Annotated in this window: 4 protein-coding genes; 2 read left to right on the forward strand and 2 right to left on the reverse strand. The window is 55.1% G+C overall.

All coding sequences use genetic code 11. The annotated features are described in order from the left end of the window. Positions 1–496: 496 nt before the first annotated feature. Positions 497–940, reverse strand: coding sequence for an RcnB family protein (locus CINSTRO3249_RS13925; protein ID WP_074013706.1), 444 nt, complete (start codon positions 938–940; stop codon positions 497–499). A gap of 453 nt (positions 941–1,393) precedes the next feature. On the opposite strand from CINSTRO3249_RS13925, the gene CINSTRO3249_RS13935 reads away from it, so the two are divergent. Both CINSTRO3249_RS13935 and CINSTRO3249_RS13940 read left to right on the forward strand, forming a co-directional pair. Further along, on the forward strand, positions 1,394–2,023 hold the full coding sequence (locus CINSTRO3249_RS13935) for an AAA family ATPase (protein WP_074013708.1): 630 nt from the start codon (positions 1,394–1,396) through the stop codon (positions 2,021–2,023). Next, positions 2,023–2,286: a hypothetical protein gene (locus CINSTRO3249_RS13940; RefSeq protein WP_074013709.1), complete on the forward strand. Its 264-nt coding sequence runs from the start codon at positions 2,023–2,025 to the stop codon at positions 2,284–2,286. Before CINSTRO3249_RS13935 ends, CINSTRO3249_RS13940 begins: the two co-directional genes overlap by 1 nt. A 353-nt stretch (positions 2,287–2,639) precedes the next feature. Here CINSTRO3249_RS13940 and CINSTRO3249_RS13945 read toward each other — a convergent pair whose 3' ends face one another. After that, positions 2,640–3,587 carry an MFS transporter gene (locus CINSTRO3249_RS13945; RefSeq protein ID WP_074013710.1) on the reverse strand — a complete coding sequence of 316 codons (948 nt, stop codon included), beginning with the start codon at positions 3,585–3,587 and terminating at the stop codon, positions 2,640–2,642. Positions 3,588–3,706 lie beyond the last annotated feature (119 nt).

Below are 3,706 nucleotides of genomic sequence, written 5' to 3' on the forward strand. Positions count from 1 at the left end.
CAACAGGTCCTGAGGGGAGTGGCAATCCTGGAGCAATTGGTCAATAAGATCGTTGCTGATAGGCATTTTGTAGTCCTTTAAAGGTTTTGCTAAAAATGCCATTTACACAGATTATTTTACAGCCTCACGAATAAAGCAGTGACACATGCCCTAACGCTTCACTTTCACTCCCGCAGCAAAAGTGCTGCACGCTGGTTAAAGCTTCGCCGGCGAAAACGGTCTCTTATCTGCTAAAGCATCCCCTTTCACCACTTCGCAGCCGAGCAGTGCTCGATGACCCCCAATGCCGCTTATCCCGATTAATCCACAACCGCCAGGGTTGGCTGAGCCGCGACAGCGTTATTTCTGCTTACGGCTTGGGATAATTCCATAGCAACAGCAAGCCGCCGTCGATAACCAGAGTCACGCCGGTCACATAGGCGCAATAGGAGTCCGCTAAATAAGTCACCATTCCGGCTAGTCTCCCCTTAATGCGCCACCGCCGGCGGACACTGTCTTAGGGATGCGTGATAATGGAAGTAATCACGCCGGTGGTGATTGCAATCAACAGGTAGTCATTATTCACCCGTACCCAGCGATGACCGCTCGGCGGCGCTTTCAGTCCGCGCGCGCGCCCATCGTCGACGTAATATTGCTTGGCGCGATATTGGTGGGGTAAGGCATGGCCCTGACGAAAAGCGTGGTCTGCTTTTCGTTGCCCTTGCGGTTGACCTTGGTGCGCCTTGTTGGTGGCATGGGCGTTCTGATTTTTGCCACCGTTTTGCGGCGCTCCACCGGGCTGTCCCCCTTGTTGCTGCCCGCCGGCGTGCGGCTGGGGAAGCTTTGCCTGTTGTTGACCATTGCCCGCGCCGCCGTTGGGCTGTTCGCCTTGAGCGAATGTCGGAGCGCAGGCCAGTGTCAGCAACGCGCCCGAAAAAAGCATGATGTTCATTTTTTTCATAGTACCGCCTATCACGGATTGATCGGATTAATGTTCGCCCCTACCGGGACGGCAATGACGAAAAAAGAACATAGAGCAACGGCGGGTGAGGAGAAATATGAAAACTCTTAACGGAGGGGATCTTTTCGCATTGCTTACACTTATGCCGCCGATTGTTGCATTTTGCAATGACTCATGGCGGCTAATGCCGCTAGCACCTATCGCGCATGCCGGCTTCAGGCGGACTCGCCCGGAGCGGCTCGCGCTGTGGCGTCAGACGCGAGTTTTGGCGATGGCCAGTCGTCGCGATGACGACGACGGCGAAGCCGGTTTACGCCATTTGAACGAGGAGGGCGCCGCCGCAGGCGCCTTTTTTTAGCGAAAAAAGGGGCTTGTGCTGCAAGCCAGTTGATTATACGACAAATTTAGTGTTTTATTGGTACCGCTTAAGCACCGGAATTGTAAGGCGGTAGTATGATCATTCTTATCGGCAGCCAAAAAGGCGGCTGCGGTAAATCCACCACGTGCGTCAATATTGCCAGCGAACTGGTCAGACAGGGGAAGGACGTGGTACTTGTCGATGCCGATCGGCAGGGAACGTCGTCTAACTGGATTAGCGACCGAAACAACGCCGGCGAACTCAATACCATCCACAGTATCCAGAAGTTCGATAATATTCGCGAAACGCTGCTGGATCTGAAGGCGCGCTATGACTATGTGGTGGTCGATACCGCCGGTCGCGACAGCCGTGAGGCGCGTACCGGCATGACGGCGGCGGATATTATCCTGGTGCCGTTTCGCCCGTCGCAGCCGGATTTGGACACGCTGCCGCGCATGAATGAGATTATTACCGAAGCGCAGGATATTAATCCGGCGCTGCGGGCGGTGGCGATGTTGACCATGGCGCCCACCAATCCTGTCATTAATGAAACCGCCGAAGCCCGCGCCTATCTGCGTGATTACCCGCAACTTAAGCTGCTGTCGACGGTTATTCGCGATCGCAAAATCTACCGTGACGGCATGTCGGAAGGTAAAGGCGTCGTGGAAATGAACAACTCGAAAGCGAAAGCTGAGTTACAATGCCTGGTACAGGAGCTTATCTAATGGTTAAACGCAGAGAGATCGTTACCCCTTCACAGGACGTGGAGCGGCGCATTGAAGAGTTCGCCGCGGCGGCGGACGGCGTAAGAACGGCGGAGCGCCAGGTAGATAAAGAAGCGCCGCGGGACTATAAAGCGATTCGGGTGCCTTTTAATCAATATGAGTATGAGACGCTGGAAAAACTGTGTCAGCAGACGAATCGCTCCAAGCTGAATATGATTCGCCACGCGCTGCTCATTTACGCGCAGCAAGATGCGGCGAAATAACGCGTCTGCGCTCGCTTTACCGGCGGTGCCGTCCTCGGGACGTTAATGTTCTGCGGGGCCGGTGTGCCGGTTCCGCACGGTAATTGGTTCCCTAACGCGTTCGGGCGACGCCTTTGCCCGCATCCTGTTGCTGGCCCTTCCTTCATCCTCATGAAGAGGGGAAACTCTGCCCCGGCATCCCTTCACGGATACATAAGTGCCCTTAAACCCATCCTGCCAGGAGCGGACGCTGCTGCGGAAAAAAATTGGGCATAACATGCCCAACCGGAGAATAAATAATCAAAGAAGAAAGAAGGTGAGAGACATTACTGTCTCACATTGAGGCTAAACTTCAGCCAAACGTGCCGTAGTTGTTACCGACGCCTGCCCCAGCCGCCCACGCCGGTCATTGGCCGCTCCGTACCCTCAATGGGCCTGCCGTTTTGCCTCGCCGCCTGCGCCCGGTGGACAGGAGACAATCCGCTTCCCGCGGTTCTGGCGCTCATCTGACGTTGCCGTTCACGGTAACGTTGCCGGAAATACAGCTCCACATCTTCCAGACTTTTGCCACGGGTTTCCGGCACATGAAAACTGAACCAGACAAGGCTGGCGCAGATGACGGCAAAGATCCAAAAGGTTGAAGCGGCGCCCAACCGGGCGAGCATGGGCAATGAGAGCAGCGCGACCATCAGATTGGCGGTGAAGTTAATGAAGATTGATAGGCTGGTTACTTTGGCGCGCGCGCGCAGCGGCGCTATTTCGGAAATGATCAGGAAACAGATTACGCCCGGGCTGATGGCATACATGATGATGTAACCGGTCAGCGCGGTCAGCGCCAGCCAGTCGCTGCCGGCGAAGGGCGCGAAGGTAAAGGTGGATGCCAGCAGGATCATGCAAAGCGTCAGCCCAATTGCGCCGCCAATAAGCAGCGGCCGGCGGCCGATTTTATCCACCATTAGCATACCCACCAGGGTAAACACCACATTGGTTGCGCCGAGGCCCAGGGTGCCTAACCAGGCGGTGTTGGTATCGAAACCGCTGGACTGCAAGATCTGCGGCGCAAAGTAGATAACCAGATTAATGCCGCAGGCGTTGCACAAAAAAGCGACCAGCGCACCGGTTATCATGATGTGCCGCGCGGGACCGCGCCATAATTCCCGCCAGCTGACCTCGTGCTGTTTTTTTTCATTCAGCCGTTCGGTGATGCGCAGCTCTTTTTCCACCTTGTCGGTACCGCGCAGATTAATCAAAATACGGCGCGCTTCCTCGCGGCGGTTGATGGAAATCAGCCAGCGCGGCGATTCGGTGATAAACTGAATCACCCCGGATAAATTAGAGTCTATACTTTAAAAGTGGAGGTCTCTATGACAACGACCAAACGTTACTCTCCGGAAGTCCGTGAACGGGCAGTTAATCTAGTGCTGGAAACTCAGCATGAGCA

Origin of the sequence: Candidatus Sodalis sp. SoCistrobi, from assembly GCF_900143145.1 — a bacterium.
GTDB lineage: Bacteria > Pseudomonadota > Gammaproteobacteria > Enterobacterales > Enterobacteriaceae > SoCistrobi.

Coding starts and splice junctions, on each gene's coding strand:
- CINSTRO3249_RS13925 (WP_074013706.1), bottom strand. CDS start 940: ATGAAAAAAATGAACATCATGCTTTTTTCGGGCGCGTTGCTGACACTG.
- CINSTRO3249_RS13935 (WP_074013708.1), top strand. CDS start 1,394: ATGATCATTCTTATCGGCAGCCAAAAAGGCGGCTGCGGTAAATCCACC.
- CINSTRO3249_RS13940 (WP_074013709.1), top strand. CDS start 2,023: ATGGTTAAACGCAGAGAGATCGTTACCCCTTCACAGGACGTGGAGCGG.